Origin of the sequence: Streptomyces sp. WAC04114, assembly GCF_019733245.1 — a bacterium.
Classification (GTDB): Bacteria; Actinomycetota; Actinomycetes; order Streptomycetales; family Streptomycetaceae; genus Streptomyces; species Streptomyces massasporeus_A.
The window spans coordinates 1-15,678 of sequence record NZ_JAIGQA010000185.1; the positions used below are offsets into that span (position 1 = coordinate 1).

The following is a 15,678-nucleotide window of genomic DNA, read 5'->3' on the forward strand; positions in this document are numbered from 1 at the left end:
TCGGTGATCCGATAGACGGGGTATCAACATATCTGGCGTTGACTTTTGGCACGCTGTTGAGTTCTCAAGGAACGGTCGCTTCCTTTGTACTCACCCTCTCGGGCTTTCCTCCGGGCTTCCCTTCGGTCTTGCGTTTCCGACTCTATCAGATCCTTTTCGATCCGATTCCCTGTCGGCGGGATTTGCCGTCCGGCCCGGGCTTTCGCTCGTCGGCCTTTCGACATTCACTACGTTAGCGGATTCCCCGTCCAACTCATAATCGAGTCTGTCGGCGTCGAATTCAGGCATGCGAGCACGCCGAATTCGCCCCTGCTGAGGGGAGTCGCTGGGTAGTGGTTTGGCCGCTTCCGCCTGCAGGGCGAGTGCCCTACCCGGAACAGCGGCTCGGGCCACATTACGCACCCCGGCGGGGCGCGTCAACTTCGTCGGCGCCTCGGGACATGGGCTCGATAGGGGCTCACCGTCGGGTCGTTGGCGACCCAGAAGCGCCAGGGGTGCACGGCTCCGTCGCCGCCCACACCGGTGCGGGGACCGTTGAGTACCTGGTCGGAGGGCACACGAGTGCCCGTCAGCATGCGGAGCGGGGTCTCCTGTGCGGTGCACGCGTCCGTGCCGTCCAGAGAGCGGTCCACGTTCAGGGCTGTGGCCAGCCGGGCCGGGCCTCTGGCCAGTTCCTTGTCGTTGCGGGCCGAGAGTCGACGGGTCCGGGCCAGTTCGGCGCCCTCGACGATCTCCCCGGCGCGCAGCAGGACCGCGCTCGCCTTTCCCTGAGGGCCGCAGACCAGGTTCATGCAGAACCACATGCCATAGGTGAAGTACACGTACACATGACCGGGCGGACCGAACATCACCTCGTTGCGGGCCGTGCGTCCGCGATAGGCGTGAGAGCCGGGGTCGTCTGCCCCGTCGTAGGCCTCGACCTCGGTGAGGCGGAGGGCGATCGGACCGTCCGGGGTGCTGCGTACCAGGATGCGGCCGAGCAGATCGGGGGCGACATCGAGGACGGGCCGGTCGAAGAACTCCCTGGACAGGGGCGTACGGTCAGGGGTCGCGATCATGCCGTCCGAGGGTACTGGAGATGAGTGGTGCCGCGGGGTGGCCGTCGGGCACCGCCCTTGCCAGGGTGGGGCGTGGAACCGGCCACGGCCGGATCGCGTTTGTATGGATCAAGGATCCACCCGTTGTGGGCGAGAGGGAGAGACATGGCGTTCAAGAAGCTGCTCGCGAGCCTGGGGGCCGGCGGGGCTTCGGTCGAGACGGTGCTGCACGAGGTCAACGTCGTCCCGGGCGGTGTCGTCCAGGGTGAGGTGCGGATCCAGGGCGGGTCCGTCAATCAGCAGATCGAGGGGCTCTCGGTCGGGCTGCAGGCCAAGGTCGAGGTGGAGAGCGGCGACCAGGAGTACAAGCAGGACATCGAGTTCACGAAGTCGCGGCTGGGCGGTGCGTTCGAACTGCAGGCGAACGCGGTGCACGCCGTGCAGTTCGGGCTGGAGATCCCGTGGGAGACGCCGATCACGATGATCGACGGTCAGGCCCTGCGCGGCATGAACATCGGGGTCTCGACGGAGCTGGAGATCGCGCGTGCGGTGGACTCCGGTGACCTGGACCCGGTCAACGTGCACCCGCTGCCGGCGCAGAAGGCGATCCTCGACGCCTTCATCCAGCTGGGCTTCCGCTTCAAGAACGCGGACATGGAGCGCGGTGTGATCCGGGGGACGCGCCAGCGGCTGCCGTTCTACCAGGAGATCGAGTTCTACCCGCCGCAGCAGTACCGCGGGCTGAACCAGGTCGAGCTGAGCTTCGTCGCCGACCAGAACGCCATGGACGTGGTGCTGGAGATGGACAAGAAGCCGGGGCTGTTCAGCGAGGGCAGCGACACCTTCCGCTCCTTCCAGGTGGGTCTGAACGACTACCAGGGGACGGACTGGACCGCGTACCTCAACCAGTGGCTGTCCGAGGTCGGCAGCAAGCGCAACTGGTTCTAGGCTCGGGGGCTACTGCACGAAACGATCAGGAGGTACCGAGGTGACCGAGCTCAAGCGGCGGCCGCTCCCCCACGACTTCCATCCGCCCGTCGCGTCGTTCACGGTGAAGAGCGAGGACGTCGAGGAAGGTGCGACGCTCAAGGACGCTCAGGTCCAGGCGGCCGGCAACACCTCGCCGCAGCTGCGGTGGGAGGGCTTCCCGCCCGAGACCAAGAGCTTCGCCGTGACCTGCTACGACCCCGATGCCCCGACGGGCAGCGGCTTCTGGCACTGGGTGCTGTTCGACATCCCGGCGTCGGTGACCGAGCTGCCGGTGGGTGCGGGCAGCGGTAAGTTCGAGGGCCTGCCCGAGGGCGCGATCCACGCTCGTAACGACTACGGCGGCAAGGAGTTCGGTGGGGCCGCGCCGCCTCCCGGGGACGGGCCGCACCGGTACGTGTTCACGGTGTACGCCGTGGACCAGGAGAAGCTCGGTCCGGACTCGGACGCGTCGCCCGCGGCCGTGGGCTTCAACCTGCGGTTCCACACGATCGGGCGGGCCCAGCTGATCGGCGAGTACGAGGTGCCTGCCGAGGGCTGAGCGGGTCGCCCCGCAATCCCGGCGTTCACGGAACGTTTGCCCGCTCCTGGTCTTGGAATTGATCAGGAGCGGGCATTTTTGTTGCCGGGGGCCGCGGGGGTCACCCCCTGTGGGAGCAGCAGATATTGCGTTGTCCATCTCGGCGTGCCCGGCCAGAGTTGATCCCAGCCCGCCAGGGGGTGGGCCGGTGCACACGGGAGGTGGGCTGGTATGCGGGACACGCTGGTACTGAACGCGAGCTTCGAGCCGCTGTCGACGGTGACGTTGAACCGAGCCGTCGTTCTGGTGCTTCAGGACAAGGCCGTCGTCGAGCAGGCCCACCCCGAGCTGCGGATGCGGGGAGCCGCGGTCGACATACCGGCGCCCCGGGTGATCAGGCTCTGCCAGTACGTACGGGTGCCGTTCCGAAGACAAGCGCCGTGGTCGAGGCGGGGTGTGCTGGTCAGGGACCGGCACCGGTGCGCGTACTGCGGGAGGCGGGCGACGACCGTGGACCACGTGGTGCCGCGGTCGCAGGGTGGTCAGGACACGTGGCTGAACACGGTGGCCTCGTGTGCGCAGGACAATCACCGCAAGGCGAACCGGACTCCTGAGGAGGCGGGGATGCCGCTGCTGCGGCGGCCGTTCGAGCCGACTCCGGCGGATGCGATGTTGCTGACGCTGGCGCAGAAGGACTTCGCGGCGCTGCCGGATTGGCTGGTGCTGGACGCGGCGTGAAGCGGGTGCCGTGGGGCCTTGGGTGGCTCTTCGGCTGCGGGTTCGTCATGGTTGATCGCGTAGTTCCCCGCGCCCCTTGAAGGGGTGCGGGGAACGTGCGTTGTGGGTGCTGTCAGTCGATGGACGGCTTCTCGCGGCGTTCCTGGGCGGGGACGCCGACTCCGGTCGCGCCGCCGTTGCCGCCGGAACCGCCGCCCATGCCGCCGAAGTTGCCCATGGCGCCGGAGAGGCCCTTGAGGGCGTCGCCGATCTCGCTGGGGACGATCCAGAGCTTGTTGGCGTCGCCCTCGGCGATCTTGGGGAGCATCTGGAGGTACTGGTAGGAGAGGAGCTTCTGGTCCGGGTCGCCGGCGTGGATGGCCTCGAAGACCGTGCGGACGGCCTGGGCCTCGCCCTCGGCGCGCAGTGCGGCGGCCTTGGCCTCACCTTCGGCGCGCAGGATCTGGGACTGCTTCTCACCCTCGGCGCGCAGGATCTCGGACTGCCGGACACCTTCGGCCTGGAGGATCGCGGCGCGCTTGTCGCGGTCGGCGCGCATCTGCTTCTCCATCGAGTCCTGGATGGAGGTGGGCGGCTCGATCGCCTTGAGCTCGACGCGGTTGACGCGGATGCCCCACTTGCCGGTGGCCTCGTCGAGGACGCCGCGCAGGGCCGCGTTGATCTCCTCGCGGGAGGTGAGGGTCCGCTCGAGGTCCATGCCACCGATGATGTTGCGGAGCGTGGTGACGGTGAGCTGCTCGATCGCCTGGATGTAGCTGGCGACCTCGTACGTCGCGGCCCGCGCGTCGGTCACCTGGTAGTAGATGACGGTGTCGATGTTGACCACCAGGTTGTCCTGGGTGATCACCGGCTGCGGCGGGAAGGGGACGACCTGTTCACGCAGGTCGATGCGGTTGCGGATGGTGTCGATGAACGGGACGACGATGTTGAGTCCCGCGTTGAGTGTCCGCGTGTAGCGCCCGAAGCGCTCGACGATGGCCGCACTGGCCTGTGGGATGACTTGGATCGTCTTGATCAGGGCGATGAAGACCAACACCACCAGAATGATCAGGACGATGATGACCGGTTCCATCGTCGTTCCCCGTGTCCCTTCTCCGCTTCGGCGCCTTCGGCAGATCTTATGGTTGTCGAAGATCTTGCTGGTCGAGTCTGACAGACCGTCGTGTGGCTGGCGAGGAGTTCACCGCAGTTACGTCTCGCGAGGTCACATGACGATCGCGGTGGCTCCCTCGATGTCCACGACATCGACTTCCTGGCCCACTTCGTAGGCGTGGCCGGTGTCGAGGGCACGGGCCGACCAGATCTCGCCGGCCAGCTTGATCCGGCCGCCGGAGGCGTCGACGCGTTCCAGCACGACGGCTTGTCTGCCCTTCAACGCGTCCACGCCGGAGGCGAATTGGGGTCGCTGGGCGCGATGGCGGTTCGCGATGGGCCGTACGACGGCGATGCCCGCGGTCGAGATGACGGCGAAGACCGCGACCTGGGCGACGGCTCCGCCGCCGAAGACGCCGGTGACCACCGCCGCGGCGATGGCTCCCACCGCCAGCATGCCGAGTTCGGGCATCGCGGTGACCACGAGCGCGATACCGAGCGCTGCCGCGCCGATCAGCCACCACAGCCATGCGTCGATTTCCACATGGTCATGGTAGGTCCGCGGGCCCTGTCGCCGACAGGGCGCCCGTGGTGTGAAATCCCGTTCTTACTCGGGGATTTGTGGGGTGGCGGTCCGGTTCAGGAGAGCGGGAGGCCCTGTGCGGTCCAGCGCTCGCCCGACTGTTCGACGACGAGCGGGAGGCCGAAGCAGAGGGAGAGGTTGCGGGAGGTGAGCTCGAGCTCCAGCGGGCCGGCGGCGAGGACCTTGCCCTGGCGGATCATGAGGACGTGGGTGAAGCCCGGGGGGATCTCCTCGACGTGGTGGGTGACCATGAGCATCGAGGGGGCGATCGGGTCGAGGGCGAGACGGCCGAGGCGGCGGACGAGGTCCTCGCGGCCGCCGAGGTCGAGGCCGGCGGCGGGCTCGTCGAGGAGGAGCAGCTCGGGGTCGGTCATCAGGGCGCGGGCGATCAGGGTGCGCTTGCGCTCGCCCTCGGAGAGGGTGCCGAAGCGGCGCTCCAGGTACTCGCTCATGCCGAGGCGGTCGAGGAAGGCGCGGGCGCGCTGCTCGTCGATGTCCTCGTAGTCCTCGTGCCAGGTGGCGGTCATGCCGTACGCGGCGGTCAGGACCGTCTCCAGGACCGTCTGGCGCTTGGGGAGCTTCTCGGTCATGGCGATGCCGGCCACGCCGATGCGGGGGCGCAGCTCGAAGACGTCGGTGCCGGGCCGGCCGAGGGTCTCGCCGAGGATGGTGGCGGTGCCCGAGCTGGGGAAGAGGTAGGTGGAAGCGAGGTTGAGGAGGGTGGTCTTGCCGGCGCCGTTCGGGCCGAGGATGACCCAGCGCTCGCCCTCCTTGACCGACCAGGAGACCTGGTCCACCAGAGCCCGGCCCTCACGGACCACGGATACGTCCTGAAGCTCCAGAACATCGCTCATGAGCGCGTTGTCTCCCCTTGCAGTGTGGCCGGTCTCGGCTGTCGCGTAAGCCTGTGGCTCGGTCCGCCGCGCCGGTGGGCGCAGCCCTCCATGAAATCTACGCCACCGGGTCGCCCGGGCATTCCCTCGGTCCGGTCCTTGGAGGGTCCTAGGGTGGAGGCATGCTCTCGGAACCACGTGCTGGACGTCTCGCAGCTTGGGGAAATGCCCTTTTGGCCGGACATGTCTCGCCGGACGACGCCGTGCTCGCCGTCGTCGGCGAGGACGCGGTGCACCGGGTGGAGGGGCTGCCCGGGGAAGCGGCGCCCGTGGGTCTCACTCTCGCGCTCGGGCGGCTGCGGACGCTCGGGGTGACCGGACTGCGGGTCGCGCTGCCCGCGCCGGGGCATCCGCTGGGGCTGAGCGGGCCGCCGGAGTTCAACGCGCGGGCGCTGGACGCCGAGCAGGCGGTGGTCTGTTACGGCGCCGCGTTCGGGCTGGTGCCGGAGGTGTACGAGGCCGGGCCCCGGGGTGATGTGCACGTGGAGGTCGTGTGGCACGTACTGCCCGTGCGGGAGGCGCCGCCGGCGGACGTGCCGTCGCTGGGTGAGGCGGAGCGGGAGCTGGCAGAGGCCCTGCGGGAGGCCACGGAGCTGCTGACGCGGCTGGATGTGGCCGGGTCGGGGCCGGTGGCGGAGGCGGCGATCGATGCGTACCGGGCACGGGCCGAGCGGGGGCGGGAGGTGCTGGCGCCGGGGTATCCGCCGCGGGCTGTGCGGGTGCTGGAGCTGGCGCAGCGGGTGGGGGCGCTGATCGCCGTGGCGACGGAGAGTGGGAGTGGGCACGGGGGTGCGGTGAGTTCGTCGGAGATCTTTGCGCGGCGGGAGGCGTTGCGGCCGGTGGAGCGGACGGCTCGGCGGGCGCAGGTCGCGGCGTACAACTCCGTTGTGGAGGAGCGGGAGCGGGGCGTGCGGTGACCGCTTCTGTGTGTGGTGCTCGGTGTGGGTGCTGGGGGGTGAGGGGTTTCACAGCCCTTCGTCGCGGGGTGCCCGGCGTTGATGCTGGGGCCGGGTGGGTCCGCAGCCCGGCGTAGCGGGGTGCCGCTGCGCCCACCCGTGCCGCCCTTTGCGGCACGCATGCCCGCAGCTGGGCGGGACGGGCGCCCGCAGTTTGGGCGGCACGCATGCCCGCGGCTCAGGCCGCACGCAGCCGAGCGGCCTCCCGGGCAGGTCCGGGAGGCCGGGGTCCCTCCGGCTCGGAGACGGAGGTGGGGTGTCAGTGGTTGACGGCGAGGTTGCCGAAGGCCGGGTTCAGGACGCCCACGACGTTCACGCTGTTGCCGGACACGTTGACCGGGACGTGCACCGGGGCCTGGACGACGTTGCCCGAGCCGACGCCCGGGGAGCCCACGGCCTGGCCGTCGGCGTGGGCGCTGGTGGCGGAGGCCATGCCCGCGCCGGCGGCCAGCAGGCCACCCGTCACCATCGTCACGGCCGCTGCCTTCTTCAGGTTCTTCACTTCTGAGCCCTCCTTGCGATCGCCGCGGCAGGCGCCGCGGCACGCATGGAGAACGGTGGAGATCCATCGAGGTTGCGCCATCCGAGGGACGTTCCCACGACAGTATGAATCTCGGTCCGGAACGCAACCTTCCGCGTTGCCGTGGGTGAGTGGGTCAGCCGGTCACGCCGTGGCGGACGGCCCACAGGGCGGCCTGCGTCCGGTCGGCCAGGTCGAGTTTCATCAGGATGTTCGAGACGTGGGTCTTGACGGTCTTCTCGGAGAGGACGAGCGCGCGGGCGATCTCCCGGTTGGAGCGGCCGTCCGCTATGAGGCCGAGCACTTCGCGCTCCCGCTCGGTGAGCGAACCGGCCCTTCCCGTGCCCGAGTTGGACTCCTCCTGAGCCAGCAAGGCGCCGGCGACCTCCGGTTGGAGGAGGATGTGCCCGGCGTGGACCGAGCGGATGGCTCCGGCGAGGGCGTCGGGGTCGACGTCCTTGTAGACGTACCCGGCGGCGCCGGCGCGCAGGGCGGGGACCACCGTCCGCTGCTCGGTGAAGCTGGTGACCACCAGCACGCGCGCGGGGTTGTCCAGCTCGCGGAGTCTGCGCAGGGCGTCGACGCCGTCCATGCCCGGCATCTTGACGTCCATGAGGATGACGTCGGGCCTCAACTCCTCGGCGCGCTCGACTCCTTCGGCGCCGTCCGCGGCCTCGCCGACGACCTCGATGTCGTCCTGCACTTCGAGGAAGGTGCGCAGGCCCCGGCGGACGACCTGGTGGTCGTCGACGAGCAGCACCTTGATCGCGTCAGCCACCGGGGACCTCCATCTCGATCACGGTGCCCTTGCCGGGCACCGATTCCACGGTCAGCGTGCCGCCGGCGCCGCTCGCCCGGTCCCGCATCGAGACCAGGCCGAGGTGGCGTCCCGCGTGCCGGACCGCCCGCGTGTCGAAGCCGCTGCCGTCGTCCGTGACCCTGAGGACGGCTCCGCCGCCGCGGCGGTCCAGAGTCACGTCGACGTGGTCGGCGCCGGAGTGGCGCAGGGCGTTGTGCAGGGCCTCCTGGGCGACCCTCAGGAGGGCTTCCTCCTGGGAGGCGGGCAGGGCCCTCACGCCGTGGCCGGCGAAGGTGACGCGGGCGCTGTGGGCCCGGTCGAGGACCTGGATCTGCGTCCGGAGGGTCGCGACGAGGCCGTCCTCGTCGAGGGCGGCGGGGCGCAACTCGACGACCGCCGCGCGCAGTTCGTCGGCGGCCTCGGCGGCCAGGACGGCCACCTGCTGGAGTTCGCCCTTGGCCCGGGAGGGGTCGCGGTCGACCAGGCGGGCCGCGGCCTGGGCGGTCAGGCGCAGGGAGAACAGCTTCTGGCTGACCGCGTCGTGCAGTTCGTGGGCGAGGCGGGAGCGCTCCTCGGCGATGGTCAGTTCGCGGCTGCGCTCGTAGAGGCGGGCGTTGGTGAGGGCGATCGCGGCGTGCTGGGCGAGGATGCCGAGCAGTTCCTCGTCGTCCTGCGTGAAGCCGCAGCCGCCTTCCGGCTCGGGGCACGGGGTGTGTCCCGAGCCGGGACGCAGCTTGTTGGCGAGGAACAGGGCGCCGATGACCTCGTCGCCGTCGCGGATCGGCAGGCCCAGGAAGTCGACCAGGTCGGGGTGGGCCTTCGGCCAGCCCTCGAAGCGGGGGTCCTTGCGGACGTCCGCGAGGCGCTCGGCCCTGGCCTCGTGCAGCATCGCGGCGAGGATGCCGTGCTGGCGCGGGAGGGGGCCGATGGCCTTCCACTGCTCCTCGCTGACGCCGTCGACCACGAACTGGGCGAAGCCGCCGTGGTCGTCCGGGACGCCGAGCGCGGCGTACTCGGCGTCGAGCAGCTCGCGGGCCGAGGCGACGATCGTCTTGAGGACGTCGCGCACCTCGAGATGCCTGCTCATGGCCAGCAACGCGGAGCTCACCGCGGCGAGGCCGGACCGGGGACCGTGACTCATGACCTCACGGTACCGGCGGGCTGTGACAGGGCGGATCGGACCGCCGGCGGCCGGGTGCCCGGTCGGTGGGCCTAGGTCCCGGGGCCGAGGCGGCCGGGCGGCGGGTCCTACGGCCGGGGCCGCCGGTCCCATGGCGTAGGGCGAAGGGACCCGGCGGACTGCGGCCCGCGTCCGAGGCGGCCCGCATGGCCCCGTACCTACGTTGAGGCCACGCGATCAGACGAGGGAGCGGATCATGCCGGTTGCGATCATCACCGGGGCATCGAAGGGGCTGGGGCGGGCGCTGGCCCTGGCCCTGGCCGGGCGGGGCTGGGACCTGGTGCTCGACGCCAGGGGCGCGACGGCGCTGGCGGAGACGGCGGAGGCCGTGTCCGCGCAGGGCACGCGGGTGGCCGCCCTGCCCGGGGACGTCACGGACGCCGGGCACCGGGCGGAGCTGGTGGCAGCGGCCTGGCGGCTGGGCGGCGTCGACCTGCTGGTGCACAACGCGAGCGCGCTGGGTGCCGAGCCGCTGGTCAGGCTGGAGGAGCTGCCCCTGGACGGGCTGCGCCGGGCGCTGGAGGTGAACCTGGTGGCGGGGCTGGGTCTGGTCCAGGAGGCGCTTGTGCTGCTGCGGGCCTCGCGGGCGGGTGCCGTCGTCGCGGTCAGCTCGGACGCGGCGGCCGAAGCGTACGAGACCTGGGGCGGCTACGGGGCGTCCAAGGCGGCCCTGGACCATCTGGTCGCCGTGCTCGCCGTGGAGGAGCCGGGGCTGCGGGTCTGGGCGGTCGATCCCGGGGACATGGCCACGGACCTGTACGCGGCTGCCGTACCGGAGGACCGGGAGCCGCGGCCGGAGCCGGCGGATGTCGTGCCGGGATTCCTGCGGCTGCTGGACGAGCGTCCGGCGAGCGGGCGGTACGGGGCACCGGCGCTGCTGGACGGAGCCCGATGACCCTGGCCGTGCGCGTACCGGAGGAGCTGTCGGCCCGGGTGCCCGTCGAGCAGCGGGGGCCGGGGCTGGAGCGGGACGCCGTACGGATGCTGGTGTCGCGGGGTGCCGAGGTGGCACATCACACGTTCCGCGAGTTGCCGCTGCTGCTGCGGGCCGGGGACCTGCTCGTCGTCAACACCTCGGCCACGCTGGCGGCGGCCGTGGACGGCTGGACCGGGCACGCGCGCGTGGTGGTGCACTTCTCGACGCGCGGGGACGACGGCCGCTGGGCGGTGGAACTGCGGGAGCCCGACGGGCGGGGCACCACGCGCGCGCGTGCGGGTGGGCCCGCGGGGAGGGAGGTGCGCCTGCCGGGAGGCGTGGGACTGGTCCTGGAGGAGCCCCTGAGCGGGCGGGGTGAGCGGCTGTGGTGGGCGCGGGTGTCCGGGGCGGGGGTGCCGGAGCTGCTGCGGGAGTACGGGCGGCCCATTCGCTACGCCTATACGGAGCGGGACCAGCCGCTGTCCGCCTATCAGACGGTGTTCGCGCTGCCGTCGTCGGACGGGACGGGCAGTGCGGAGATGCCGAGCGCGGCGCGGCCCTTCACGGCGCGGCTGGTGACGGAGCTGGTGAGCCGGGGGGTGCTGTTCGCGCCGGTCACGCTGCACACGGGAGTGGCCTCGGCGGAGGCGCACGAGCCGCCGTATCCGGAGCGTTTCGCGGTGCCGGAGGCGTCGGCGCGGCTGATCGAGGCCGCGAGGGCCGGCGGGGGCCGGGTGGTGGCGGTGGGGACGACGACGGTGCGGGCCGTGGAGTCGGCGGTGGGCGCCGACGGGGCCGTCCGCGCGCGTGCGGGGTGGACGGAGCTCGTCGTCACGCCGGAGCGCGGGGTGCGAGTGGTGGACGGGCTGCTGACCGGGCTGCACGAGCCGCAGGCCTCGCATCTGCTGATGCTGGAGGCGGTCGCGGGGCGGCTTGCGGTCGAGCGGGGGTACGAGGCCGCGCTGCAAGGGCGCTATCTGTGGCACGAGTTAGGGGACGTGCACCTCGTCCTGCGCTGAGCACCCCTGAGAAGGGCCTCACACAGAGCATCGCTTCTGCAACTGCCCGTGAGACTGATCTAGGGGCGATGTGAGCCCTCGCATAGGACCCACGTCACGTACGAACGGACTTAGGAGACAACTCGCCCCTTTTGAGCGGCACGGATAGTCCAATCTGCCCCGATTTACCCATCCCTGATCCACTATCTCCCTTCGTACGTCACACCTTTGCCACGCCATTTTGCGGCCGCTAAGAATTGGCGACGTCGCTCAGCGCCGTGGGTTCACCTCCGCGGCGTTTGTGTCGGAAACACACCGAGTCCAACGCCGGACGCCGAGCGACACCCCGCGCTATTCGAAGAGGTCCACGCAGCATGCCCAAGAACATCTTCAGCCGTGTTCAGAGTCGTAGCCTGACCCGTCACCACAAGATCGCCATGGCCGGTGTCGCCACCCTCGGCGCCGCCGCCATCGGGTTCTCCGCGGTGCCGAGCGGTGCCTCGACCAAGACCACGACCGAGGCCGCTCAGCCGGTTGCGGTGGCGTACAGCACCCAGCAGATCAAGGACGTCAAGGCGAGCGTCACGGACCAGATGGCCGGCGCCAGCCTGAAGGCCGAGCAGATCGCGGCCAAGAAGAAGGCCGACGCCGCGGCCGCCGCCAAGAAGAAGGCCGCCGCCGAGGCGGCGAAGAAGAAGGCCGAGGCCGCGCGCCAGGCCAAGGAGGCCGCGAGCCGCGCCGCCAAGCGCGCCGAGGCCAAGAAGGCCGTCAGCTACCCGAACAACCTCGACGGCTGGATCCGCGAGTCGCTCGCGATCCTGAAGAAGCACGACATCCCGGCGTCCTACGACGGCATCCACCGCAACATCATGCGGGAGTCCTCGGGTAACCCGAAGGCGATCAACAACTGGGACATCAACGCCATCAACGGCATCCCGTCGAAGGGCCTGCTCCAGGTCATCCCGCCGACCTTCAAGCACTGGCACGTCCCCGGTACCTCCTGGGACATCTACGACCCGGTAGCCAACATCACCGCCGCCTGCAACTACGCGGCCGACAAGTACGGCTCCATGGACAACGTCGACAGCGCGTACTGAGGTCGGCGCGGACCTCTGAGACAGCTGTCGGTACGCCGAAGGGCGGCACCCTCCTGACGGGGTGCCGCCCTTCGGGCGTCGTGTCGTACCGCGGTGACTACTTGCGCATGACCTCGGGCTCGTGGCGGCGCAGGAAGCGGGCCACGAAGAAGCCGCAGATCACGCCGAGGACGAGGAGCGCGCCCATGTCCATCGCCCAGGCCCCGGCGGTGTGCTCCCACAGCGGGTCGGTGTCGCCGGCCGTCTCGGGCGGGCTGATCTTGTTGAAGTCCAGCGTGGCGCCGGAGGCGGCGACCGCCCAGCGCGACGGCATCAGGAACGAGAACTGGTTGACGCCGATCGAGCCGTGCAGCGCGAACAGGCAGCCGGTGAAGACGACCTGGATGATGGCGAACATCACCAGCAGCGGCATGGTCTTCTCGGCGGTCTTCACCAGCGAGGAGATGATCAGGCCGAACATCATCGAGGTGAAGCCCAGGGCCATGATCGGCACGGACAGCTCGACGAGCGTGGCGCTGCCGAAGACCAGGCCCTCCTCGGGGATCTCCCGGCTGGAGAAGCCGATGACGCCGACGAGCAGGCCCTGGAGCACGGTGATCATGCCGAGCACGAACACCTTGGACATCAGGTACGCCGAGCGCGAGAGGCCGGTGGCGCGCTCCCGCTCGTAGATGACGCGTTCCTTGATCAGCTCTCGGACCGAGTTCGCCGCGCCCGCGAAGCAGGCGCCGACCGCGAGGATCAGCAGGACCGTGGTGGCCGTGCCGTTCGGGATGATGCGGCCGGTCTGCGGGTTGGCCGGGTTGGGCAGCAGGCCCTTGTCGGCGTCGATGAGCAGGCTGACCGCGCCGAGCACGGCCGGCAGGATCACCATCAGGGCGAGGAAGCCCTTGTCCGAGGCGATCACCGAGACATACCGCCGGACAAGCGTGACGAACTGGGACATCCAGCCCTGCGGCTTCGGCGGCTTCATCGCCTGCATCTGCGGGACCTGTACGGACTGCGGCGCAACGGCGTCGATGTCCGCGGCGTACATCTGGTAGTGCTGCGAGCCCTTCCAGCGGCCCGCCCAGTCGTAGTCGCGGTAGTTCTCGAAGGCGGAGAAGACATCGGCCCAGGTGTCGTAGCCGAAGAAGTTCAGCGCCTCCTCGGGCGGGCCGAAGTAGGCGACCGAGCCGCCCGGCGCCATCACCAGCAGCTTGTCGCAGATCGCCAGCTCGGCCACCGAGTGGGTGACGACGAGGACCGTACGGCCGTCGTCGGCGAGCCCGCGCAGCAGCTGCATGACGTCGCGGTCCATGCCCGGGTCGAGGCCGGAGGTCGGCTCGTCCAGGAAGATCAGCGACGGCTTGGTCAGCAGCTCCAGGGCGACCGAGACGCGCTTGCGCTGGCCGCCGGAGAGGGACGTGACCTTCTTGTCCTTGTGGATGTCGAGCTTGAGCTCGCGCAGCACCTCGTCGATGCGGGCCTCGCGCTCGGCGCCGGTGGTGTCGGCGGGGAAGCGCAGCTTGGCCGCGTACTTGAGGGCCTTCTTGACGGTCAGCTCCTTGTGCAGGATGTCGTCCTGCGGGACCAGCCCGATGCGCTGACGCAGCTCGGCGAACTGCTTGTAGAGGTTCCGGTTGTCGTAGAGCACCTCGCCCTGGTTGGCCGGGCGGTAACCCGTGAGCGCCTTGAGCAGGGTCGACTTGCCGGAGCCGGACGGGCCGATGACCGCGATCAGCGACTTCTCCGGGACGCCGAAGGAGACGTCCTTGAGGATCTGCTTGCCGCCGTCGACCGTCACGGTCAGGTGGCGGGCGGAGAAGGACACCTCACCGGTGTCGACGAACTCCTCGAGCCGGTCACCGACGATGCGGAACGTCGAGTGGCCGACGCCGACGACGTCGGTCGGGCCGAGCAGCTGCGTGCCGCCCTTGGTGATGGGCTGGCCGTTGACGTACGTGCCGTTGTGCGAGCCGAGGTCGCGGATCTCCATGCGGCCGTCGGGCGTGGCGTGGAACTCGGCGTGGTGCCGGGAGACCTGGAGGTCCGAGACGACCAGTTCGTTCTCCAGGGCACGGCCGATGCGCATCACGCGGCCGAGGGAGAACTGGTGGAACGTGGTCGGGCTGCGGTCGCCATGGACCGGCGGCGCCCCCGCGACACCGCCGGGACCCTGCTGCTGCGGGATGTGCGCCGCGGCCTGCTGCGACTGCTGCCAGCCGGCGTGGGGGGCCTGCTGCTGCGGCGGCTGGGCCGGAGCCTGCTGGCCCCAGCCGGGATTCGCGCCCTGCGCCGCGTACGGCTGCTGCTGGGGCTGAGCCTGCGGCGTGGCGACGGAGGCCGCGGCGCCGGACAGGTTCAGACGCGGGCCGTCGGTCGCGTTGCCCAGGTTGACGGCCGAACCGGGGCCGAGCTCCATCTGATGGATGCGTTGCCCCTGCACGAACGTGCCGTTGGTGCTGCCGTGGTCCTCGATGACCCAACTGCGGCCGTTGAAGCTGACCGTGGCGTGACGCCAGGAGACCCTGGCGTCGTCGAAGACGACGTCCCCCTGCGGATCACGTCCGAGGGTGTATGCCCTGGACGGATCGAGCGTCCAGGTACGTCCGTTTGATTCCAGTACGAGTTCCGGCACTCCATGCCCCACTGAGTTGTCCCCCGAGTTACCCCCGACATGGGGAGTCTAGGGATGTCGAACATCGGGGGGAACTATTTCAGGAGCGGCCCCCTGACCGAAAGTCGGGCCTCGTGAAGACCGCGCTCGGACGCATCGGCCGATTCCGTTGACGGGGTTGAAACCGGGCCGGAGAGTGGTATTTCGACGCGAGGGGGACATGCGTGGTGTTCCCGTCGCGCAGCGGATCGGGGGGTCTGCCATGAGTGCTGCCGCAGGGGTCGAGACGGCGAAGGACGACGAGCGCGTGCCGTGGGGGGACGTGGTGATGTCCGCCGTGGCCGCGGTGAGCTGGGCGTTGATCGGGATGGCGGGGACGGCCGCGCTGGGCCTGCGGCTGCTGGAGGCGGACGCGGCGGGCTCGTTGGGGCCGATGACCGCGGCGGTGGTGGCCCTCGGGGCGGGTGGTTCGGTCACGCCGTCTGGCGATGTGTCGGCGTTCGGCCTCACGGGCGCGGAGGCGGACACGGCCATCGAGATCACGCCACTGGGGGTGAGCCTGGTCGGGGCGGTGCTGCTGGCGTGGTTCTTCCTGCGGTCCTTGCGGGCGGCGGGAGTTGTGATCTCACCGGCCGAACTGCTCGCGCGGGCGGGGTCGGTGGTGGTGTTGTTCGTGGCGATGCTGGGCGGACTGGCCTGGGCGGGACACGACGTCATCACGATCGACGGGGGCTCACTGGGGCTCGACGACGAGGATGCCGAT

At 70.2% G+C, this 15,678-nt stretch carries 17 protein-coding genes; 9 read left to right on the forward strand and 8 right to left on the reverse strand.

The window, feature by feature from the left end; genetic code table 11:
- The coding region (locus tag K4G64_RS32565; protein WP_221759528.1) for a hypothetical protein at nucleotides 1-236 on the forward strand (236 nt) is incomplete at its 5' end.
- A gap of 180 nt (nucleotides 237-416) precedes the next feature.
- Here the strand turns inward: K4G64_RS32565 and K4G64_RS32570 are convergent.
- Nucleotides 417-1,058, reverse strand: coding sequence for a DNA-3-methyladenine glycosylase (locus tag K4G64_RS32570; protein ID WP_221759529.1), 642 nt, complete (start codon nucleotides 1,056-1,058; stop codon nucleotides 417-419).
- 144 nt (nucleotides 1,059-1,202) lie between these two features.
- Between K4G64_RS32570 and K4G64_RS32575 the strand changes: the two genes are divergently transcribed.
- The 3 genes from K4G64_RS32575 to K4G64_RS32585 all read left to right on the forward strand — a co-directional run bounded on the left by K4G64_RS32575 (nucleotide 1,203) and on the right by K4G64_RS32585 (nucleotide 3,282).
- Nucleotides 1,203-1,985, forward strand: coding sequence for a sporulation protein (locus K4G64_RS32575; protein ID WP_221759530.1), 783 nt, complete (start codon nucleotides 1,203-1,205; stop codon nucleotides 1,983-1,985).
- 40 nt (nucleotides 1,986-2,025) lie between these two features.
- Entirely contained in the window at nucleotides 2,026-2,565 is a 540-nt protein-coding gene (locus tag K4G64_RS32580; protein ID WP_221759531.1) for a YbhB/YbcL family Raf kinase inhibitor-like protein, read from the forward strand.
- A 210-nt stretch (nucleotides 2,566-2,775) separates the two neighbouring features.
- Nucleotides 2,776-3,282 carry an HNH endonuclease gene (locus K4G64_RS32585; protein WP_221759532.1) on the forward strand — a complete coding sequence of 169 codons (507 nt, stop codon included), beginning with the start codon at nucleotides 2,776-2,778 and terminating at the stop codon, nucleotides 3,280-3,282.
- Between the two features lie 112 nt (nucleotides 3,283-3,394).
- Here the strand turns inward: K4G64_RS32585 and K4G64_RS32590 are convergent, their stop codons facing one another.
- The 3 genes from K4G64_RS32590 to K4G64_RS32600 all read right to left on the reverse strand — a co-directional run bounded on the left by K4G64_RS32590 (nucleotide 3,395) and on the right by K4G64_RS32600 (nucleotide 5,811).
- Nucleotides 3,395-4,354 (reverse strand): SPFH domain-containing protein, encoded by a 960-nt coding sequence (locus K4G64_RS32590; protein ID WP_221759533.1) that lies wholly within the window; start codon nucleotides 4,352-4,354, stop codon nucleotides 3,395-3,397.
- 132 nt (nucleotides 4,355-4,486) lie between these two features.
- Nucleotides 4,487-4,918, reverse strand: a complete 432-nt coding sequence (locus K4G64_RS32595) for an NfeD family protein (RefSeq protein WP_221759534.1) — start codon at nucleotides 4,916-4,918, stop codon at nucleotides 4,487-4,489.
- Between the two features lie 95 nt (nucleotides 4,919-5,013).
- Complete coding sequence (locus K4G64_RS32600; protein ID WP_221759535.1) at nucleotides 5,014-5,811, reverse strand: ABC transporter ATP-binding protein; 798 nt, start codon at nucleotides 5,809-5,811, stop codon at nucleotides 5,014-5,016.
- A gap of 161 nt (nucleotides 5,812-5,972) precedes the next feature.
- On the opposite strand from K4G64_RS32600, the gene K4G64_RS32605 reads away from it, so the two are divergent.
- Nucleotides 5,973-6,767: a hypothetical protein gene (locus K4G64_RS32605; protein ID WP_221759536.1), complete on the forward strand. Its 795-nt coding sequence runs from the start codon at nucleotides 5,973-5,975 to the stop codon at nucleotides 6,765-6,767.
- 298 nt (nucleotides 6,768-7,065) lie between these two features.
- Here K4G64_RS32605 and K4G64_RS32610 read toward each other — a convergent pair whose 3' ends face one another.
- From K4G64_RS32610 to K4G64_RS32620, 3 genes are all read right to left on the reverse strand, one after another.
- Nucleotides 7,066-7,308: a chaplin gene (locus K4G64_RS32610; RefSeq protein ID WP_190897712.1), complete on the reverse strand. Its 243-nt coding sequence runs from the start codon at nucleotides 7,306-7,308 to the stop codon at nucleotides 7,066-7,068.
- Between the two features lie 154 nt (nucleotides 7,309-7,462).
- Nucleotides 7,463-8,104 carry a response regulator transcription factor gene (locus tag K4G64_RS32615; RefSeq protein ID WP_221759537.1) on the reverse strand — a complete coding sequence of 214 codons (642 nt, stop codon included), beginning with the start codon at nucleotides 8,102-8,104 and terminating at the stop codon, nucleotides 7,463-7,465.
- Nucleotides 8,097-9,266, reverse strand: coding sequence for a GAF domain-containing sensor histidine kinase (locus tag K4G64_RS32620; protein ID WP_221759538.1), 1,170 nt, complete (start codon nucleotides 9,264-9,266; stop codon nucleotides 8,097-8,099). Before K4G64_RS32620 ends, K4G64_RS32615 begins: the two co-directional genes overlap by 8 nt.
- A gap of 235 nt (nucleotides 9,267-9,501) precedes the next feature.
- Between K4G64_RS32620 and K4G64_RS32625 the strand changes: the two genes are divergently transcribed.
- The 3 genes from K4G64_RS32625 (at nucleotide 9,502) to K4G64_RS32635 (ending at nucleotide 12,316) form a co-directional block, all read left to right on the forward strand.
- A complete protein-coding gene (locus tag K4G64_RS32625) occupies nucleotides 9,502-10,200 on the forward strand; it encodes an SDR family oxidoreductase (RefSeq protein ID WP_221759539.1) in 699 nt (232 codons plus the stop codon).
- Complete coding sequence (locus K4G64_RS32630) at nucleotides 10,197-11,240, forward strand: S-adenosylmethionine:tRNA ribosyltransferase-isomerase (RefSeq protein ID WP_221759540.1); 1,044 nt, start codon at nucleotides 10,197-10,199, stop codon at nucleotides 11,238-11,240. Before K4G64_RS32625 ends, K4G64_RS32630 begins: the two co-directional genes overlap by 4 nt.
- A gap of 353 nt (nucleotides 11,241-11,593) precedes the next feature.
- Entirely contained in the window at nucleotides 11,594-12,316 is a 723-nt protein-coding gene (locus tag K4G64_RS32635) for a transglycosylase SLT domain-containing protein (protein WP_221759541.1), read from the forward strand.
- 97 nt (nucleotides 12,317-12,413) lie between these two features.
- Here the strand turns inward: K4G64_RS32635 and K4G64_RS32640 are convergent, their stop codons facing one another.
- Entirely contained in the window at nucleotides 12,414-14,936 is a 2,523-nt protein-coding gene (locus K4G64_RS32640; RefSeq protein WP_221759542.1) for an FHA domain-containing protein, read from the reverse strand.
- 241 nt (nucleotides 14,937-15,177) lie between these two features.
- Here K4G64_RS32640 and K4G64_RS32645 point away from each other — a divergent pair.
- The coding region (locus tag K4G64_RS32645) for a streptophobe family protein (RefSeq protein WP_221759543.1) at nucleotides 15,178-15,678 on the forward strand (501 nt) is incomplete at its 3' end.

Bases quoted from the DNA above. Each gene is read 5' to 3' on its own strand.
- K4G64_RS32570 (WP_221759529.1), bottom strand. From the start codon at position 1,058: ATGATCGCGACCCCTGACCGTACGCCCCTGTCCAGGGAGTTCTTCGAC.
- K4G64_RS32575 (WP_221759530.1), top strand. From the start codon at position 1,203: ATGGCGTTCAAGAAGCTGCTCGCGAGCCTGGGGGCCGGCGGGGCTTCG.
- K4G64_RS32585 (WP_221759532.1), top strand. From the start codon at position 2,776: ATGCGGGACACGCTGGTACTGAACGCGAGCTTCGAGCCGCTGTCGACG.
- K4G64_RS32590 (WP_221759533.1), bottom strand. From the start codon at position 4,354: ATGGAACCGGTCATCATCGTCCTGATCATTCTGGTGGTGTTGGTCTTC.
- K4G64_RS32600 (WP_221759535.1), bottom strand. From the start codon at position 5,811: ATGAGCGATGTTCTGGAGCTTCAGGACGTATCCGTGGTCCGTGAGGGC.
- K4G64_RS32605 (WP_221759536.1), top strand. From the start codon at position 5,973: ATGCTCTCGGAACCACGTGCTGGACGTCTCGCAGCTTGGGGAAATGCC.
- K4G64_RS32620 (WP_221759538.1), bottom strand. From the start codon at position 9,266: ATGAGTCACGGTCCCCGGTCCGGCCTCGCCGCGGTGAGCTCCGCGTTG.
- K4G64_RS32625 (WP_221759539.1), top strand. From the start codon at position 9,502: ATGCCGGTTGCGATCATCACCGGGGCATCGAAGGGGCTGGGGCGGGCG.
- K4G64_RS32630 (WP_221759540.1), top strand. From the start codon at position 10,197: ATGACCCTGGCCGTGCGCGTACCGGAGGAGCTGTCGGCCCGGGTGCCC.
- K4G64_RS32635 (WP_221759541.1), top strand. From the start codon at position 11,594: ATGCCCAAGAACATCTTCAGCCGTGTTCAGAGTCGTAGCCTGACCCGT.